Source organism: Nocardiopsis sp. EMB25 (assembly GCF_026797795.1).
In the GTDB taxonomy this organism is placed as follows: domain Bacteria; phylum Actinomycetota; class Actinomycetes; order Streptosporangiales; family Streptosporangiaceae; genus Nocardiopsis; species Nocardiopsis lucentensis.
In genome coordinates, this window is record NZ_JAMTDN010000001.1 from 4,637,847 (window position 1) to 4,655,379 (window position 17,533).

14 protein-coding genes are annotated in these 17,533 nt (G+C 73.0%); 7 read left to right on the forward strand and 7 right to left on the reverse strand.

Annotated features, from left to right (window positions below):
- Nucleotides 1-30: 30 nt before the first annotated feature.
- The gene (locus tag KIK06_RS20330; RefSeq protein WP_268644711.1) at nucleotides 31-5,109 is read right to left on the reverse strand and encodes a hypothetical protein; all 5,079 of its coding nucleotides are present in this window, start codon (nucleotides 5,107-5,109) and stop codon (nucleotides 31-33) included.
- Between the two features lie 253 nt (nucleotides 5,110-5,362).
- Between KIK06_RS20330 and KIK06_RS20335 the strand changes: the two genes are divergently transcribed.
- Nucleotides 5,363-6,880, forward strand: a complete 1,518-nt coding sequence (locus KIK06_RS20335) for a hypothetical protein (protein ID WP_268644712.1) — start codon at nucleotides 5,363-5,365, stop codon at nucleotides 6,878-6,880.
- A gap of 119 nt (nucleotides 6,881-6,999) precedes the next feature.
- Here the strand turns inward: KIK06_RS20335 and KIK06_RS20340 are convergent, their stop codons facing one another.
- Both KIK06_RS20340 and KIK06_RS20345 read right to left on the reverse strand, forming a co-directional pair.
- Nucleotides 7,000-8,466 carry an outer membrane protein assembly factor BamB family protein gene (locus KIK06_RS20340; protein WP_268644713.1) on the reverse strand — a complete coding sequence of 489 codons (1,467 nt, stop codon included), beginning with the start codon at nucleotides 8,464-8,466 and terminating at the stop codon, nucleotides 7,000-7,002.
- A gap of 116 nt (nucleotides 8,467-8,582) precedes the next feature.
- Nucleotides 8,583-9,203, reverse strand: a complete 621-nt coding sequence (locus KIK06_RS20345; RefSeq protein WP_268644714.1) for a YigZ family protein — start codon at nucleotides 9,201-9,203, stop codon at nucleotides 8,583-8,585.
- 91 nt (nucleotides 9,204-9,294) lie between these two features.
- Between KIK06_RS20345 and KIK06_RS20350 the strand changes: the two genes are divergently transcribed.
- From KIK06_RS20350 to KIK06_RS20365, 4 genes are all read left to right on the forward strand, one after another.
- Nucleotides 9,295-9,942, forward strand: a complete 648-nt coding sequence (locus tag KIK06_RS20350; protein WP_268644715.1) for a helix-turn-helix transcriptional regulator — start codon at nucleotides 9,295-9,297, stop codon at nucleotides 9,940-9,942.
- Between the two features lie 32 nt (nucleotides 9,943-9,974).
- Entirely contained in the window at nucleotides 9,975-10,460 is a 486-nt protein-coding gene (locus tag KIK06_RS20355) for a DUF3291 domain-containing protein (RefSeq protein WP_268644716.1), read from the forward strand.
- Between the two features lie 64 nt (nucleotides 10,461-10,524).
- A complete protein-coding gene (locus KIK06_RS20360) occupies nucleotides 10,525-11,154 on the forward strand; it encodes a superoxide dismutase family protein (protein WP_017600538.1) in 630 nt (209 codons plus the stop codon).
- A 98-nt stretch (nucleotides 11,155-11,252) separates the two neighbouring features.
- Nucleotides 11,253-12,647 (forward strand): MFS transporter, encoded by a 1,395-nt coding sequence (locus KIK06_RS20365; RefSeq protein WP_268644717.1) that lies wholly within the window; start codon nucleotides 11,253-11,255, stop codon nucleotides 12,645-12,647.
- Nucleotides 12,648-12,749: 102 nt separating this feature from the next.
- On the opposite strand, the gene KIK06_RS20370 is transcribed toward KIK06_RS20365, so the two are convergent.
- Both KIK06_RS20370 and KIK06_RS20375 read right to left on the reverse strand, forming a co-directional pair.
- Entirely contained in the window at nucleotides 12,750-13,457 is a 708-nt protein-coding gene (locus KIK06_RS20370) for a YidC/Oxa1 family membrane protein insertase (protein WP_268644718.1), read from the reverse strand.
- A 148-nt stretch (nucleotides 13,458-13,605) separates the two neighbouring features.
- Nucleotides 13,606-13,893, reverse strand: coding sequence for a DUF6412 domain-containing protein (locus KIK06_RS20375; protein ID WP_268644719.1), 288 nt, complete (start codon nucleotides 13,891-13,893; stop codon nucleotides 13,606-13,608).
- Between the two features lie 293 nt (nucleotides 13,894-14,186).
- Between KIK06_RS20375 and KIK06_RS20380 the strand changes: the two genes are divergently transcribed.
- The gene (locus tag KIK06_RS20380) at nucleotides 14,187-14,504 is read left to right on the forward strand and encodes a hypothetical protein (protein WP_268644720.1); all 318 of its coding nucleotides are present in this window, start codon (nucleotides 14,187-14,189) and stop codon (nucleotides 14,502-14,504) included.
- 52 nt (nucleotides 14,505-14,556) lie between these two features.
- Here the strand turns inward: KIK06_RS20380 and KIK06_RS20385 are convergent, their stop codons facing one another.
- Nucleotides 14,557-16,164 carry an N-acyl-D-amino-acid deacylase family protein gene (locus tag KIK06_RS20385; protein WP_017600532.1) on the reverse strand — a complete coding sequence of 536 codons (1,608 nt, stop codon included), beginning with the start codon at nucleotides 16,162-16,164 and terminating at the stop codon, nucleotides 14,557-14,559.
- A 283-nt stretch (nucleotides 16,165-16,447) separates the two neighbouring features.
- Between KIK06_RS20385 and KIK06_RS20390 the strand changes: the two genes are divergently transcribed.
- Nucleotides 16,448-16,774 (forward strand): hypothetical protein, encoded by a 327-nt coding sequence (locus KIK06_RS20390; protein WP_268644721.1) that lies wholly within the window; start codon nucleotides 16,448-16,450, stop codon nucleotides 16,772-16,774.
- Nucleotides 16,775-16,820: 46 nt separating this feature from the next.
- Here the strand turns inward: KIK06_RS20390 and KIK06_RS20395 are convergent, their stop codons facing one another.
- Nucleotides 16,821-17,420, reverse strand: a complete 600-nt coding sequence (locus KIK06_RS20395) for a TetR/AcrR family transcriptional regulator (RefSeq protein ID WP_017600530.1) — start codon at nucleotides 17,418-17,420, stop codon at nucleotides 16,821-16,823.
- Nucleotides 17,421-17,533 lie beyond the last annotated feature (113 nt).

Below are 17,533 nucleotides of genomic sequence, written 5' to 3' on the forward strand. Positions count from 1 at the left end.
TGCTTCTCCTTCCTCGGGCGCCGGTCGGTCCTAGCCCCGGTCGGTCAGTCCGTCCCAGAGTTCGCCCGGGGTCCGGTGGGTGATCTCCTCGTGGAGTTCGTTCCGCTGTTGCACCAGGGACTCCCTCTGGTTCTCCGCGGCCTCCCGGAGGGCCTCCAGCCGCTCCAGTTCCTCCGGACCGGCGCCGTTGTTCCTGGCGTTCTCGAGCTGGCTGTCGATCTCCGGAATGAACACGTCGTTGAGGAAATCGATGCTCTTCTTGACATCGTTCAGTTCCCCGGCGGTGTCGACCTGCTCCTCGTACATCGCGTCCATGGTGTCGTCGCGCCACATGTTGCGCGCCGCCTGGTGGGACATCTCCAGGCCGAAGGGGGCGACACCAGGCGGCAGATCCGACATGTCGCCCATCCTGGCCTCGGCCAACCCCTTGGGAACCGACGTCCCCAACTGCGTGAACGCCTGGACGACGTCGGCGGTCTGGATGCCCGCCACTCCGGGCTCCCCGATCCACAGGTGTTCAGCGGCCAACCCGCCGAGGACGTTGAGGACGTTCTTGACGAACGTCTCGCCTGTCTGGACGAGTGTGGTCCGCATCGAGTTCAGTTCCGAGCGCACCGGAGGGTCGCCGTCGCCGGAGGCGTCGTCTCCCCGGCGGTCGTTCCCGGGGGAGCCGTCGGCGTCCGACCGACCGTCGCCGGACTCCGGACGCGTGGAGCCGTCGGTGTCGGTGGTGTCGGTGGTGTCGGTGGTGTCCCTGCGTGCGTCGGGCGCGTCGGAGTCCTGGCGCGGGGTCGGAGCGGACGCGTCCCGACCCGGCGCGGGCGCACCCCCGCCGGACCCCGGTCGGGGCGCATCCGTCCCGGTGTCCGGCCGGGCGGTGGGGATGTCCACGATCTGGACGTCCTGGCGCTCGACGGTGCCGAGCAAACGGGGGGTGGCGGTGGTGACCCGGACCTGGTCCTCGGTGATCCGCAGTTCGGGGCTGTCGTCCCCGCTCGTGACCCGCACCCCGCGCCGACTGTCGCGGACCGTCGTCCCGTTCCCGTCACTCACCTCATTGCGGCCGGACCTCGTCTGGTTGCCGTTGACATCACCGTTCCTGTACTCGACATCGTCCGGGTTGCGCGTGATGTGCGGTGTGCGCGACATGTCGTCGGGCGAGCGGACGATGATCTCGTTGTCCGGGTGGGTGGACGCGGCCATGCTCCCGTCGGAGGTGGTCTCCACACGCCAGCCCGGCGGGACGCGCCCCGCGTCGCCCGCGGTCTCGCCCATGCGGAGCGGGACGGACTCGGGGGTGTCCGGACTCGGTCCGCGCATGGTGGTGCCGTCGGGGCGCACGTCGATCGTGCGACCGCCGCCGTCCCGGACGGTCTGGTTGGAGCCCTTCGGCACGTCCGCGGTGACCTCGTCGCCCCTCGTGCGGACGGTGACTCCGGAATCGGTGGCGACGTGACCCTCCGAGCCCGAGTGCCCGGCGACGGGGTCGCCGGACGGGGTCCTCGTCTCCGCGCCTCCGTGGCCGTCGGAGGTGACCTCCGTGCGCAGCGTGCCGTCACCGACGTGGGAGCCCCGCTCGGTGCTGCCCGCGTGGACGCCGCCGGAGGCGTCGGCGGTCACTCCATCGGGGCCGGATCCGATCCGGTGGAGGTCGGTGGACATATCGGTGGAGACCTTGCCGCCGGGCTCGCCGGGCTGCCGGTTGGTGACCTGGAGCCGGTCCCCGCGGGCGTCCGGGGGCGCGCTGACCGAGACCTCGCCGCCGCGCGAAGCGGTGACGGACCAGCCCCGTGGGTGGTCCGGGTGTCCGGACGGGATGTCCGCACGCACCGTCGGGTCGGAACCCGACGTGACCGTGATCCGGTTCCCGCCCATGTCCATGGTGAACGAGGACGGGTCGTCGCTGGCGTGCGCGGACGACCCACTCGCCCCCGGGTTCGGGCTCAGCGACGGGTACTCGCCCAGAGCCCGGCCGTCCATCCCGTAGGAGCGCGCCGAACCATCCGGACCGCGGACCTCGATCGTGTCCGACGACATCCTGTCCCCGGACACCGGATCCACCCGTCCCGGACGGATCCACACTCCCGAACCGTCCGGGTTCACCACCTGGCCCGGCCAGGCCTGGGTGCCGCCGACCTGCGCGTGCCCGTCCGCGCCCAGGGTCGCGTGCGGGGTGGCCGTCGGGTTGTCGGTGCGGATCTCGGCGCTGCCGTCCTCGCGTACCCGTCCCCCGGAGCCCGCGCCGACCGCCGTGCCCCGGCCGTCGCGGCCCTGCCGCATATCGACTCCCCGGGACTCGTCGGTGACCCGGACCGAGTCCGGCCCCGCCTCGACGCGGCTTCCGTTCGCGTCCAGGGTGGCGGTGTCGGTTCCCCGGTCGTAGCCGTGCGTGGCGCCGTCCCCGGTGTCGACCCGGTAGCCGTCGCTGCCGACCTGCGCGGTCCGCCCGGACCGGGGGTCGGTCACGGTCGTACGCGGTGTGGCGCCGGGCTCGCCCTCAGGGCGGTTGACGCGCGGGCCGTCGTTGAAGCGCAGGTCGACGGCGCCGTCTCCGTTGTGGGTGATCTGGGCGGCGCCGTCACGGGACTGGTTGACCGTGAGGCCGTCGTCCGTGCGGATGGTGGCGCCGTCCCGACCGCGGTAGGCGGAGACGTCGCCGTCCCGGGTCGGGACGCGCACCTCGCCCGGGTGGTCGGCGTGTCCCGGGCGATCGGAGCCGCCGGAACCATTGGAGCTGTAGGAGGGTCCCCGCTCACCGTCGGGGCTGGTGAGGTCGATGGTGCCGGGCTGGCCGCGCTCGCCGTTGGAGACGCTGACCGAGGCGCCGTCCGCGTTCGTGACCTGGAAACCGTTGTCCTGACGCTGGACCGAGGTGCCGTTGACGGTCACGTCGTCGGGGCTGACGGTCATCGTGTAGTCGCCGTCGCCCGTGGGGTAGCGGTAGGTGACGTTCGGCTGCCCGTCGGGGCCCTCGACGGTGCGGTACTCGCCCCGGGCGCCCTCGACGTCGATCCGTTCCCCGGCGGGGGCCGGGGTGTCGGGGGTGGGCGTGTCCTCGGGCCCGGACGTGTCCGGATTCGGGCCGTCCGTCGTCGGCCCGCTGTCCGACGTGGTCGCGTCCGAGGGTCTGGTGGTGTCCGGGTTCGGGGTGGGGCGGTCTGGCTCGTGCGCGGCCGCCGGGTCGTCGGTGTCGGTGGTTCCGTCGCCCGAGGCCCGGGGAGTCGGGGAGGTCGTGTCCCCGGGCGTGTCGGCGTCGCGCTGGCCGGACGAGTCCGGGTCCGGGTCCCCGATCCGGTTCTGCGAGCGCGCCGGGAAGTCGCCGCCGCCGTTGCCCGCCGGGGCGTTCCTGGTCACGGCCACGCCGCCCTCGCCCAGGTCGTCGTACTGGTCGGGGTCGGGTGCGTCGGGCATGCGCGGCTGCGCGGTGTCACCGGAAACGGAGCCCGGGTCACCGTCCGTTCGGGAGGAGGAACCGTCGCCGCCGCTGGACTGGCTGGTCGACGTGTCGCCACCCGACTGGGTGGAACCCGTGTCGCCGCCGTCGGTGTGGGTCGGTCCGGTGTCCCCGGCGGTCTGGGCCGAAGTGGTGTCGGCCGCCTGCGTGGTCTGCGTGTCACCACTGGTCTGGGCCGGGGCCGCGTCCCCGGAGGAGCCCGGGCCCTCGGCCTGGAAGGGCTGCGGGTCGGCACCCGTCTGGGGCGGAGCCGCGCCGTCGGCGCCCGTCGGCGAAACCGAGCCGTCTCCCGAGCCCGGCGTGGCCGGATCGTCCCCGGAACGCGGCGCACCCGCGTCGTTCGCGGCCGTCGGATCGTTCCCGCCACCGTCGGTGGAGCCGCCACCGCCGGAACCGTCGCCGCCCGGAGCGGTGTCCACATCGATGTCGGGGGTATCGATGTCGGGAGTGTTGTCGCCGCCGCCCGAACCCGTGGTCGTGGTGCCGGACGAGCCGGAGCCGCTCGACGAGTGGCTCAGGTCCCACTCGGTCTTGCCCGCGCTGACCCCGGCAGCGGGGAAGTTGGTCGCGGCGGCGCCGATCAGCTCGTTCGTGAGGTTGATATCCTCCCAGCTCGTGCCCCCGGCCATCTGGACCGCGATCGAGGAGCCCATACCGACGGCGGTGTCCTTCGTTCCGGTGGCGACGAAGTCGGCGCCCACCCGGAGTGCGCGGTTCCCGTTGATCGTCGACGACACCGAGGACTTCGCTCTGCCGACGTTCGTCGTCACCGTCTGGACCGCCCGGTTGTTGCGAACCGCGTTGGCGGTGGTCCTGACGCCCCGGCGCACGGGACCGGAGGCCCGGCTAGCGAAGGGGCCCGCGACCCGGGAGACGGCCCGGCCGCCGCGCAGGAGCACACCGCCCGGGATCAGCGACATGGCGTCGAGTCCGAGGGTGAGGACGGTCTCCATGTTGAAGCCGAGCTTGCCCTCGCGGTGCAGCGTGGCGGCGCTGATGGAGAGCGCTGCGATGGCGAGCGCGATGCCCAGACCGGGGATGAAGATCGCGGCGATACCGGCGACCACCATGATCGCGGCGTAGATGAGGGGGTTCTCCTCCACCCACGTGACGATCGCGTCCAACCAGCCCCAGAGCTTGTTCGGGTCGCCCTGCTTGGCGTCCTCCAGGGCGTTCTTGGCGGTCTCGGCGGCCTCGTCCAGGTCGTCGGTGACCCGCCTGAGCCGGACGACGTACTCCTCACGCAGCGGGTCGTCCCCGCCCTCGCCCTCCTTCCAGGTGTCCCGCTCGTCGTCCGCCAGACCGTCGTAGGCGCCCGCCGCGAGGATGGCGACGGTCTCGCTCTTCTCCCTCGCCGCGTCCAGCGCGTCCGCCCACGTCTCCAGGGCCTTGTAGCCCTTCTCGTAGGCGGTGTGCGCCTTGTCCAGGTGCGAGGGGAGTTCCTCGACGAGCTCCTTGAGCGCCTTGATCGTCTCGCCCTCGCCCAGCTTGTCTCCCTCAAGCCTGCGCAGGTCGGTGGCGGCCTGGTCCGCGGCGTCCGCCAGGCGCTCGTAGAAGGTCTTGAGGGAGCGGGCCTCGTAGCTGTTCCACGGAACGGGGTCCCCGGGTTGGTCGAGGAGGTTCCAGCGGAGGTGCTCGCGGGGGTTCGTCGCCACGTTCCGTGATACTCGCTTTCCGGGTTCGAACACGGCGCGGTTCGAGGGAGGACACACGGGACCGGGTGTGACGCGCCGGGGGACTTCGAGGGCCAGTGCCTCGGAAGGGGTGCGAATTCGACATCATAGACTCACACGTCCCAGAGTGAACAGATGCCTCCAGAGCGAGTGCGGTTCCCCGAGCCCGGCGGAATCTTCTGGGACGGCCTCCTCGAAACCCCCCGACCAGCGACGTCATCCACAGGAGAGAGCAGTGACCCTGATCGCGGCGGCACGACCCCCGGCGCCTCCGTCGGCCACCACGCGGGCGCTGCGCGGCGTCTCGGCCCTCGTCACCGGTACCGCCCTCGCCTCGGTCCTCCTCGCGGCGGTCGCCGCCCCCGCACACGCGGACACCGCGACCGGCGGCACCACGGGGACCGACACGACGACCGGCACCGGGGCGGCGACCTACGACATCTGTCCGGAGGTGTACTACTACGTCGTCCCCGAGGGCTCACCCGGACTGGAGGCCATCGCCGACCTGATCCTGGGCGACCCCGAGCGCGCCGACGAGATCTACGAGCTCAACGCCGGACGCGCCCAGGCCGACGGCGGCGCCCTCGGCGAGGACCGCGCGGTACTCCCCGGATGGCGGCTCGTGGTCCCCTTCGACTCCGGCGGCGAGGGTGTGTACACGGGCCTGGACCCCCTGTGCGTCGTCGCCGTCGACCAGGCCAACGCCCTGGGCGTCGCCCCGCCGAGCCCGCCCCCGCCACCGCCCGCCTACACCCCGCCGCCCACCGAGGAGCCCACGGAGCAGGTCACCGACCTCACCCCCGAGGAGGACGAGCCGAAGATCGACCCCAAGCTCCTCGGCGCGGGCGCGGCCGGTCTGATCCTGCTGACCCTGCTCACGCTCTTCTGGCAGCCGGTCCTCGCCGCCGTCGCCTGGCCGTTCCGCAAGCTCTCCGCGCTGCCGTGGCGCACGCCGAAGAAGCCCCGCGCCGCCCGTGCGGCCTCCGCCGCCAAGGAGCGCCGCGCCGCGACCGAGATGATCGCCGCGGACCCCGACGCCGCCGGCCGCGCGGGAGCGGCCCACGCCGACCTGCTCGCCGCCGCGACGGACGGCCCCGTCCGCCCCGTCGCCCTGCTGACCTCGTCCACGGAGACCACCGCCGTCGTACCCGCCGGGTCGACACCGCCGTCGATGTCCTGGCGGGTCGTGGACGCCACCACCTGGCGCCAGGGCGGCGGTCGCGGTCCGGCCACCCCCGTCCACTTCGGCACGGCCACGCTGACCTCCGTGGAGACGGCGGTCCAGGGCGTGCTGGTGTGCCTGGGCAGGCAGCAGGGCACGGACATGCTCGTCCACGTGGACTTCACCCGCCTGCGCGGCCTGCTGGCGGTCGGCGGCGACGAACGGCTGGCGGCGGACACGGTGCGCGTGGTCGCCGACCAGCTGCACGCCGCGGGACTGACCGTCCGTGTGCTCAAGCCCGGCCGCCCGCTGCACGCGCTGGTCCCGAACACCATCCCGACCGTGGTCGCGCCCGACCCCGTCCAGGGCGTGGAGCCCGGCCCCGAACGGCCGGAGGTGGTGTTCGTGCCGCGCGCCCTCGGTCCCGCCGACGAGCACGTCCTGACCAACCTGCCGCCGCACGTGATCGTGGTCGCCGCCGGTACTTCGCGTACCGCACGCTGGCAGTGGGAGGCGCACGAGGACGGCACGGTGGACACCGGAGCGCTCGGGCTCAGAGTCGTCGTCCGGATGCCCGAGCGGCGGTCCTGACCGCTCAGCGGGATGCGCAGCGTGCGCCACGGGCACGCGCTTGAGGACCTCGACGTCACGGGCGCGCGTGACCACGTACCGGCCGTGCCGGGTGAGGACCGGTTCCGCGGAGCGGGGTGTCAGCTGGGGTCGTCCGTCGGCGAGGGGTCCTCCGTCGGCTCCGACGAGGGCTCCTCGTCCGGCGGCGGACCGTAGACGAAGCGCTGCCGGTCCCACACGAGGATGGCGTGACCGCTCTCGTTCACCGCCTCGACGTAGGCGGGCGGGTCCTCGGCGACCACGTCCATCGTGTCCGCCTCCAGGACCAGCTGTTCGCCTCCGCCGTCGCTGCTCCTGGAGTCGGCGTAGACGAGTCCGTCGTGCGTGAACGCGGGGGCGATGGACACGTCGTCCTCCTCCAGGCCCCACAGGACCTCACCCCGCGCGAGGTCGACGGCGACCAGGGTCGCCTCACCGCTCGCCTGGGGGAGCAACAGGGTGCCCGTGGCGTCGTCGTAGAGGCTGCCCGCCCCCTCCGCCGGGTCGAAGGGCTCACCGACCGGGTTGGGGCCGGGCTCCTCCAGGGCCCACAGGAGAGCGCCGTCCTCGCGGTCGTAGGCGGCGAGCGTGGACGGCTCCTCACGCCCCGCCCAGCGCACGATCAGGACGTCTCCGCCCGACTCACCGCCCTCGGCGCCCTCGTCCGACTCCCCGGGCAGCGTGTAACGGCCGAGCACGCTCGGAACCGGGGCCGGGGCGGAGGCGGACCGCCCCAGGTCCTCGTCGACCCCGCTGATCGACCACAGCTCCTCGCCGGGCGAGTCCTCGTCCAGCGAGGCGGCGCGCAGGACGGGACCGCCGGGGGCCACCAGCACCCCGCCGTCCCACGCGGTCACGGGGACGCCCGCCACGGGCACGTCCTCGTCCGCGCGGTCACCGCCGTCCGCGGCGTCCCCGTCCGGTTCCCCGGTGGCCTCCTCGTCGGGCTCCGCGGAGGGCTCCACGTCCTCCGGCGCCGGCGCGTCGAACGCGTACTCCCACAGCGTCGCGCCGTCGACGTCCAGGACCGCGTACTCGCCCCCGGGGTCGTCGAAACTCCACTCGTCCGGGTAGCGCACGGCGACGCCGTCGAGGTAGGCGTCACCCTCCTCCGCGGGCTCCCACACCCGTTCCCCACGCGCGTCGAGGACGTAGGGGCCGTCGTCGTCGGTCATCCGCATGACGGGGGCGCCCGCCTGGTCGGTGTCGAAGCCGCGGAACCTCGCCTCGCCCTCCCAGAGGGTGTCCCCGGTGGCCGCGTCGTGCAGCAGGTGCCGGTCCGCGCCGCCCGAGCTGATGAGGAAGGCCGTCCCGACGGGGCTGATCCGCACTCCGAGGGGGTCGTCGAGGATGTCGGGGACGTCGGCCTCCTCCCCGTGGAGGAAGCGCAGGACCTCACCGTCGACCCCCGGCGGGGCGGCGCCGTCGAACGCGGTCGGCAGCGGCGTGGGCTCGCCCGTGGGCTCGGGGGCGGGCGGCTCCTCGGGGTCGGCGTCGGTGGTGCAGCCCGCGACCAGCAGCACCACGAGACCACAGGACAGCACCTGGGGCGCGCGTGAGCTGCGCATGAACGTGACTCCCCACGAACGATGACGTATACGGCAAATCCTAAGCGGCGCCCGATCGCACCGGCACGGTCGGGCGGCGACTCGTTACGGAGGTGTAAACGTCGTTTGCCGCCGGATCAGGGGTCCACCTCGACGATCGTGGCACCTTGGACCTCGTATTCCGCCCGTCCACCCGTCAGTTCGGCGAGACGGACACCGAAGTCGGGCAGATCGGCCTCGGGCAGGGCCACCTCGATCCGTACCCGGTCCTCGTAGGCGACGTCGCGCACCACCAGCGACGAGTCGCGCAGGTCGCTCTCCAGGCGTCCGCCGAGCACGTAGTCGGCGAACACGTCCACGACCAGCAGTCTCCGCCGTTCCAGGACCCCGAACTCGTCCACGGCGGCGGACACGGCGTTGCCGTAGGCGCGGATGAGACCGCCCGCGCCGAGCTTCACCCCGCCGAAGTAGCGGGTGACCACGGCGACCGTGTCGGTGAGGCGCCGGTGCCGCAGGACCTCCAGCATGGGCACCCCGGCGGTTCCCCCAGGCTCCCCGTCGTCGCTGGACCGCTGGACTCCGCCGTCCTCGCCCAGGACGTAGGCGGTGCAGTTGTGGTTGGCGTTCCAGTGCTCCCTGCGCCGCTCGGCGATGAAGGCGCGGGCCGCGTCCTCGCTGTCCACCCTGGCCAGCGCGCAGATGAACCGGGACTTGCGGATCTCGGTCTCGTGCTCGCCGCCGCGTCTGATCGTTCGCATGTCGCCTGTTCGGCAGGGGTCGTGGGTCGCCTCCAGTCTGCCACCACCGGCGACCCCGCCGCCGGTCGGGCGCGGGTCGCACAATGGACGCATGGACCACACCTCGCTCGACGCCGCCCACGCCCTCGCCGACCCCGTCCGCCGTCGGCTGTACGAGTACGTCGCCGCCTCCGACGGCGACGTCAGCCGGGGCCGGGCCGCCGAGGCCCTGGGGCTCCAGCGCACGCTGGCCGCCCACCACCTGGACCGGCTGGTCGACGCGGGGCTGCTGGAGGTGACCCGCCGCAAGGTGAGCGGGCGCGAGGGCCCCGGGTCGGGTCGCCCGGCCAAGCTCTACCGCCGCTCGGGGCGGGAGCTGTCCCTGCATCTGCCGCCCCGTGACTACGAACTCGCCGCGCGCGTGCTGGCGGAGGCGGTGGACCGGCACGGCGCGGAGGACGCCCTGCACGCGGCGGCCAGGGCGGAGGGCAAGCGGGTCGGCGCGGAGGGCGGGGACACCCCGCTCCCCGAGTTCCTGCGTGAGCGCGGCTACGAGCCGGAGGACGCCGAGGACGGCCTCCGGCTGCGCAACTGCCCGTTCCACTCGCTCGCCCGGGAGTTCCCGCCCCTGGCCTGCGGGCTGAACCTGGAGCTGCTGCGCGGAGCGCTGGAGGCTCGGGGGGAGGACGGCGGGCGCGCTCGGATGGCCCCGGTTCCGGGCCGGTGCTGCGTGGTCGTTTCCAAAAACAATGGAGATTGACATAGAAGTCGGGGCCGTGGTGTGCTGGCCCCATGGACAACCCCACCCCCGCCCCCGCGTACCAGCTCGCCCAACTGAACATCGCCGTCCTCCGCGCGCCGCTCGACGACCCGTCGATGAAGGACTTCACCGACGCGCTCGACCCGATCAACGCCCTCGCCGACGCCTCCCCCGGTTTCGTCTGGCGGTTCATCGAGGACGGCGAGAAGGACGCCACCAACCTGCGCCCGTTCGGCGAGGACCTCCTGCTCAACTTCTCCGTGTGGGAGGACGTCGACGCGCTGTGGGACTTCACCTACCGCAGCGACCACCTGGACTTCCTCCGCAGGCGGCGCGAGTGGTTCGAGCGCATGCGCGAGGCCTTCGTGGTGCTGTGGTGGATCCCGACCGGTACGCTCCCCACAGTCGGCGAGGCCAAGCGACGGCTCGACCTGCTGCGGACGAACGGCCCCTCCCCCGAGGCCTTCGACCTCAGGACCCCGTTCCCGGCCCCGACGCACCACGACCAGCACGCCTAGTTATACAAGGGACACCTTGGGTAACGTTGCGGTCGACCACAGCGATCACACCGGGAGTCCCGTCATGCGCACGACACCGCTCACCGTCGGTCTGGTACTGACCGCGCTCATCGCCACCGGATGCGCCGACGGCGGCTCCGGCACCGAGGGGAACGGTGGCGGCGACACCACCGCCACCGACGCGCCGACCCTCCAGCCCACGGCCTCCCCCAGTGTCACCGCGTCGATCTTCATGCCGCCCGGCGAGAGCGAGGCCGCCATCACCTACGACGAGACCGCCGTTCCCCAGGGCGCGACCTCCGACATCCAGGTCCGCGTCCAGGACGGCGAGACGTACGTGCAGTTCACCGGCACCGGTCTGGAGCCCAACCGGGACTTCGGCGCCCACGTGCACACCCAGCCCTGCGGCGACGACCCCGCGGCGGCGGGCCCGCACTACCAGAACGAGGTGGACCCGGCCGCGGGCGAGGGCGAACCGTCGACCGACCCCGCCTACGCCAACCCCGAGAACGAGGTGTGGCTCGACTTCACCAGCGACGACACCGGCAACGGGTTCGCGTCCGCCACCGTCCCATGGGAGTTCCGCGAGGGTGAGGCCAACTCGGTCGTGCTCCACGAGCACCACACGAGCACGGAGGCGGGCGAGGCGGGCAGCGCCGGTGACCGCCTCGCCTGCGTGACCGTGGAGTTCTAGCCCGGCCGACGTGCCGTCCCGGCACGTTCGCTGGCCGCGGAGCCCGGTCCGACCCGACCATGGCCGGACCGACGTTCCCGGACCCCGCGAGGTACAGCGTGACCGCGACCACCCACCCAGCCCCACCCGACCTGAGCGCACGACGACGGTGGACGGTCCTGTCCGTCTGCTGTCTGAGCATGTTCCTGGTGGGGCTGGACACCACCATCGTCAACGTGGGCCTGCCCGCGATCGGACACGGCCTGGACGTCGGGACCCGCGGCCTCGAATGGGCCGTGGACTCCTACACACTCGTCCTGGCCGGCCTCCTGATCTCCTCTGGAGCCCTGGCGGACCGCTTCGGGCGCCGACGGGTGTTCCAGATCGGGTTGGCCGTCTTCGGCGCGTCCTCGCTCGCCTGCGCGCTCGCCCCGTCGCTGGGCGCCCTCGTGGCGGCCCGCGCCGTGCAGGGGGTCGGCGCCTCGATGCTCAGCCCGGTGGCCCTGGCGATCGTGGTGAACGCGATGCCCGACCCGAGGGAGCGGGCGCGGGCGATCGGTGTCTGGGCGTCGGTCTTCGGGCTGAGCATGGCCGCCGGACCCGTCATGGGCGGCGCGCTCGTGGAGGCGCTCGGCTGGCGTTCGCTGTTCTGGATCAACGCTCCCGTCGTGGTCGCCGCCCTCGCGCTCAGCGCGGTGTTCGTTCCGGAGTCCCAGGCCCGGCGGCCCCGGCGCCTCGACGTCCCGGGCCAGGTCCTGCTGACCGCGGTCATCGCGCTCTCGGTCGGGGTCCTCATCGAGGGGCCGCACGTCGGCTGGACGTCGCCCCCGATGCTGGCGGCGTACGCCTGCGCCGCGGCGGTGACGGTCGGCTTCGTGCGGGTCGAGTCCCGACGACGCGAACCGCTCATCGACCCGCGCCTGCTCGGTCGCCCGGTGTTCGGCGGCGCGGTCCTCGGCGCCGTCGCCGTCTTCGTCGCCCTGAACGCGACCCTGCTGCTCAACACCCTCCACCTGCAGCAGGCCCGGGGGTGGACGGCGCTGGACGCCGGGTTGACGGTCCTGCCCCTGGCCGCCGGGGCGACCGTCTGCGCACCCCTGTCCGGATACCTGGTCAGCCGGTTCGGGCCGCGCCCTCCGCTGTTCCTGGCCGGGGGCTTCATCGCGGCGGGCGGACTCTGCCTCGTCGGCCTCGACGGGGACACGGGGGTCCCGCTGCTGCTGACCGCCCACGCGCTCATCGGCGTCGGGTTCGGCTTCGCCAACGCCCCGATCACCACCACCGCGGTCGGCGGGCTCCCCACCGACCGCGCGGGCGTGGCCGGAGCGATCACGTCCACCGCGCGCCAGTTCGGCGCCGCGCTCGGCATCGCCCTCGCGGGTGGCCTGGTCGCCGGGGCCAGCCCGGCGGAACTCGCGCACGCGTCCCGTCCGGGCTGGATCCTGGTGACCGCCTGCGGCCTGTTCCTGTTCCTGGTCGCCCGCACGGCCCGGTCGGGGACCCCCGCCAGATGAGGGACCCCAGGGTCTGTTCCTTGGCACGGTCACCCGAGGGGGTCACCGTTCGGGCGCCCGAACACGGTCCGAAGCGAAGCGGCAGGACCCCGAGAACACCGCCTAGGGCAGCAGTCGGCGCAGCAGCAGCCGTTCGCCGAGCGTCCAGGCGGTCGTGGTCACCAGGTACAGCCCGGCCGCCAGCGGCACGAACGCCGCGATCACCACGGGCAGGAATCCGATCCACGACAGCGCCGCCGCCACGGGCGGCCGCCCCGACGGGGCGGCCGCCATGGACGGCAGCACGAGGTAGCGGCGGCTGGCCCACGCCAGCGCGGCGAGCAGCACGAGTAGCACCGCGAACACCGGGGCGATCAGGAACCCGTCCGCGCCCGCGCCCAGGGTCGAGCCCAACTCGACGCCGGCGAACGTGTGCTCCAGCAACGGCTCGTCCGCGACCGCGGCGCCCGTGAAGAGGCCGTACACGGCGATGAGCACCGGCGCCTGAGCCAGCCCGGGAAGGCAGCCCGCCAGCGGCGAGGTCCCCGCCTCGGCGAACACCTTCCGCTGCTCCTCGACCAGCCGCGTCGGATCGTTCTTGTGTCGGGCGGTGAGTTCGGCCAAGCGGGGCGCGATCCGGGCCCGGGCCTTCTCCGCCCGTACCTGGGCGACGCCCAGGGGGACGAGCAGCAGTCGGACGAGCATGGTGAGGACGACGACGGCGGCTCCGGCGGCGAACCCTCCGGCGAGCGGGGTGAGGAACGAGGTCAGGGCGGCGAGTACCGCCGAGAGCAGAGAGACGGCGGCCGCGATCGGCCCGAATCCGTACAAGGGTGAGGCCCTTCGTCCGTGTGGGGTGGGTCAGACGTCTGGCCGCTCGCGGAAGGCGCGTGAGCAGGGGCCCGTGCGCGAAAGGCGCGCGGGCGCACCGGAGGAGCGCGCCGTGGGGCGCGCGAAGCCGGTCAGCGCACGGGTTCGGTCAGCGAGCGGCCGGAAGGGCCGCGCCCGGGGCTCTGGGGCGGGGCCTGCCCGCCGCGTCCGGGTCACACAGGGTGAGCACGGGCAGACGTTCCGACCTGCGGCGCATCGCACGCGCCACGGTGCTCGCGGCGTCCGCCGCGGGCCAGGGGCCGATGCCGCACAGGACGTGGAGGGCCAGGGCCGCACCGAGGGCGGCCAGCAGCACCAGGGATCCGGGCTCGGGCACGAGTTCGGTCGGGAACAGGCCCAGGAGGAGGAATTCGAGCAGGGCGAGCAGCAGTGTCACCCCGGCCACCTCCTCCGCTCACTCAGTGCCCGTTCCGGTTCCGCGCTCCGCGGCGGGGCGGGCGCCCCCGATGGACGCCTGCGGCGCGGAACCCGCTCCGTCCGAGCGCCCCGATCCTACCCTCCGACGCCCGGGGCTCCGGAGCCGTTCCACCTGTCGCACGAATCACCCGACACTCCGCCGGGGTTCCCGCCCTTTCGCCTGAACCTGTAGCTAAATGACACAGAGTAACCGTCTCCGTGCCCACCGGCCGCTCACGCGTGCGAACGGGCACGGCCGAAGAGGGGAACCCCGTGCCGATCCGCCCAGCCAACCTCGCCACCATGTCCGCCACCATCGCCGGAGCGGTCTCCGGGATGTCGAACGGGGAGGACGACGCCGCCACGGTGCGGATCACCTTCGAGTCGGGCTTCGAGCAGACGGTCCGCAACGGCGGCTGCCGCACGCTGAAGACCGGCCAGGGCGGTGTCGTGGAGATCGACTCCGAGGCCAACGTCCGGTTCGCGCTCTTCTCCGGGACCAGCTGCCAGGGCAGCCGCGCGCTCGCCTCGGGACACGGGACCGTGCGGTTCGGGAATCCGGTCCTGGCGGGCGCGATCGTCATCGGCTGACATCCGGCGTCCGCACGGACCCCGGCCCCGGACGGAACCGGTCCCGCCGTCCCTATCCGACGTGTCCGCGCACCGACCGACCCGGCGACCGGTCGGTGCGGCGGCCGTCGCGGACGGTGAACTCGCCGCCCACGAGGACGTGTTCGATACCCACCGGCGCCCGGCGGGGCTCGTCGTACGTGGCTCCGGCCGCGACCGTGCCGGGGTCGAAGACCACCAGGTCCGCCACCGCCCCGACGTGGACGACGCCCCGATCGGTGAGGCCGAGTCTGCGGGCCGCGCGTGAGGTGAGGTGGCGGACGCACTCCTCCAGGCTGAGGACGCCGAGCTCCCGGACGTAGTGGCCGAGGTAGCGGGGGAAGGTGCCCCACCCTCGCGGATGGGGGCGGTCCCCGACCAGGATGCCGTCGCTGCCGCCGGTGTGCGAGCTGTGCCGCATGACGGTGCGGACGTTCTCCTCGTTGCCGACCTCCATCAGGCAACCGGACCGCAGCTCGTCCGCGACGAGGAGGTCGAGGAAGAGCTCGCCGGGCTTCGCCCCGCGCGACTCGGCGAGCGCGGCGACCGGCGAACCGACCGCCCACGACAGGGCGGGGTCGCCGACACCCGTGACCACGACGGTGGCCCAGTCCAGCGGTACGCCGTGGTTCCCGTCCGTCCCCTCGACCTCGACCTCGTGCAGGACGCGGGCGCGGATCGCGGGGTCGCGCAACCGGTCCAGGGTCGCCGCGGCACCGCCCTCCTGGACCCAGCTGGGCAGCGGGGCGGCCAGGTAGGTGGCGCTGGCCGTGTACGGGTAGCTGTCCAGGGTGACGTCGAGTCCGTACCGGACCGTGGCCTCGTCGATGGCGTCGAGGACCTCGGGGGCGCGCCCGCGGTTGCGGGGGTAGTTGACGTGGCAGTGCGCGAGGTGGAGGGGGACGTGGGCGCGGCGGGCGACCTCGAGGCACTCCTGGTAGGACTCCACGACGTGGGATCCGTAGTTGCGGTGGTGGGGGCAGTAGTAGCCGCGCGCCACGCGGACGGGTTCGAGGAGATCCACGATCTCGTCGTCGGTGGCGTACATGCCGGGGGTGTAGGTCAGTCCGGTGGAGAGGCCGTGGGCGCCCTCCGCCATGCCCCGGGCGACGATCTCGCGCATCCGTTCGGCCTCGGCGCGCGTGGGCGGTCGGTCCTCGTCCCCGATGACGGCCATGCGGACGTTGCCGTGCGGGACGAGACAGGCCACGTTGACCGGAGCGCCCCGGTCGACGAGGTCCAGGTACTCGCCGACGCCGTGCCAGGAGCGTTCGAGGTGCGGTGTGCCGTTCCACGCGGCGATCCGGCCGCTGATCTCGTCGGCGGTGGCCTCGGTGACGGGCGCGTAGCCGAGTCCGTCCTGCCCGACGACCTCCAGGGTGACGCCCTGGAGGACCTTGGCCTCATGGGCGGGGTCGGCCAGCACGGCGAGGTCGGAGTGGGCGTGCATGTCGATGAAGCCCGGCGCGACGACGAGCCCGCCGACGTCGACGTACTCCCCCGTGCTCCTGGCCCCGCCGGGCGGAACGATGTGGCTGACGCGGCCGCGCGCCAGGACGACGTCGGCGGCACGGGCGGGGGAACCGGTCCCGTCGACCACGCGCCCGCCGGTGAGTACGGTCTCGGACTGCTCGGACTGCACTGTTCCTCCGTTCGGGGTGCGCGCCGCACCCGTTCGGTGAGCCTCCGCCAGTGTTCCGGTGTGACCCAAGATACGCCGCACCCCGACAATGGATAAGTTTGTTTTCTGTTTATGGACGGTGCGGCGGCCCGTGAGTCGGCACGGGCTTCGGCATGAGCGGATGCACGTGCCCCCCATGGCCGCAATCGGTCACGACCGACAAACTGGGCGTTATAACGGACGTAACTCCGGTAGCTTGATGCATCGTCCGTAACCCACATCCCTCCCCCAACAAGAGGAAAACATGCTCATCTGGCGAGGCCGGGGCATTCTCGTCCTGCTCATCGCGGCACCGCTCGGCGGCCTGGGCGCCTTCACCGCCATGACCCTCATCGGGGAGGGCGCCGACCCCATGGGCGCCGGGATCGGCCTACTCCCCGCGGCGGTCGCCGTCTTCTTCCTCGGCAGGAAGCTCAACGCCCCGCGCCAGGGATTCCACCCGGCCACCGGACAACCGGTGCTCCACCGCAACGCGCACACGTTCTTCTTCGTGCCGATGCAGTACTGGGCCTTCATCCTGCCGGTTCCCGCCGTCGCGTTCATCGTCACGGGCCTGTCCGCCCTGGCCTGACCGGAACACGCGTCCCCCGACTCCGGCGGCCCGGCGCCGCCGGGGTTCACTCGTCCTCGGTCTCGAAGTCCGCGAGGCACAGGTCCAGCAGGGCCTGAACCCGGTCGGTGAGCCGCGCCCGATCGTGCGCGCGCAGCGCCGTGGCCCCCTCGATCAGCCGCACCCGGGTCAGGCCCAGCAGCACGGCGGCGACCAGGGAGGCGTGGACCGGCGCCTCGTCGCCCCCGAGGTAGGCGGAGAGGGGTTCGAGCATGGCGGACTTGAGCCGCCCCTCGTACACGGCCTGGAGCTCGGGGTCCCCGGAGGAGTGGTCGAGGGCGCGCTGCAACGCCGTCCCCTCGCCGTACAGGCGGCCGACCGCGTGCTCGGCCAGGCGCCGGGTCAGAGTGCCGGGATCACCTGAGATCAGCCCGGGGAAGACGCCGTCCTCGCGCAGGATCTCGGTGAGGAGACCGCGCTTGGCGCCGAAGTAGCGGTTGATCAGCGCCACGTTGACACCGGCGTGCGCGGCGATCATCCGCGAGGAGACCGCGCCGTACCCCTCACTGGTGAACAGTTCCCGCGCGCTCTCCAGGATGCGGGCACGCGTCGCCTCACGCCCGCGCGCTGGCGCGGAGCCGCCTCCGGTTTCCTCCGGACGGACCATGTGCACACCCTTCGGCGGCCGCGAACTGACTGTCGGATATCCAGGTTGACACCTCTGGGGCCGCGACGCACACCGATACGTCGGACAGATATCGATTTGACAGGTCAACAGCG